This window comes from Nguyenibacter vanlangensis, assembly GCF_013376155.1.
GTDB classification, from domain to species: domain Bacteria; phylum Pseudomonadota; class Alphaproteobacteria; order Acetobacterales; family Acetobacteraceae; genus Gluconacetobacter; species Gluconacetobacter vanlangensis.
On the sequence record NZ_JABXXP010001200.1, the window covers coordinates 1 to 591 of the forward strand.

Annotated in this window: 2 protein-coding genes; one reads left to right on the forward strand and one right to left on the reverse strand. The window is 68.2% G+C overall.

What is annotated here, in order from left to right; translation table 11 throughout:
• The coding region (locus tag HUK84_RS22100; RefSeq protein WP_218064507.1) for a hypothetical protein at window positions 1–393 on the forward strand (393 nt) is incomplete at its 5' end.
• Window positions 394–444: 51 nt separating this feature from the next.
• Here the strand turns inward: HUK84_RS22100 and HUK84_RS22105 are convergent.
• Window positions 445–582, reverse strand: a complete 138-nt coding sequence (locus HUK84_RS22105; RefSeq protein WP_281362896.1) for a hypothetical protein — start codon at window positions 580–582, stop codon at window positions 445–447.
• Between the last annotated feature and the right edge of the window lie 9 nt (window positions 583–591).

A 591-nucleotide genomic window follows, 5' to 3' on the forward strand; every position in this document is an offset into this window, starting at 1 on the left:
GTGTTCGGCGCGCTGCTGCTCGGGCTGGCCTTCGTGCTGCACAGCCAGGACGCCCTGGTGCATGGCAGCGCCGTGCCCACGCTGCGCCTGGCCGGCAGGATGTCGCCTTTGTTCGGCGCCGCCCTGCTGCCGGTCATCCTGCTGAAACTCTATTGCTCGGCGGTGGGCATGACCTACACGCTCGCCGTGCGGCTGCAATCGTTCGGCCTGCCGCGCATGGCGGCGGCGGCCGGCATCGCGCTCGGTGCCTGGGGGATGAGCCAGCTTGGCTTCGTCGCGCTGGTCAACCGCGTCTATCCGGCCATCGGCTATTTCGGATTGGTGCTGATGGCGGTGATCCTGGCGTCGCTGGCGCGGCGCTCCCTCGCGCAGCCCCGGGCCGCCTCGGCCTGATCCGCGTGGATATGAAAAAATCAGTGCAGATCATTCGATTCCATAAAGTAGTCAATTGCTCTGATCGGCCGGCTCCGGTTCAAGCTCTGTTTCCATCCGGTTCCGCCCTGCCTTCTTGGCCCGGTACAGCGCGGCGTCGGCGCGGCCGATCAGCGCCTGCCAGGTCTCGCCCGGGCGCGCCTCGGCCAGCCCGGCGCT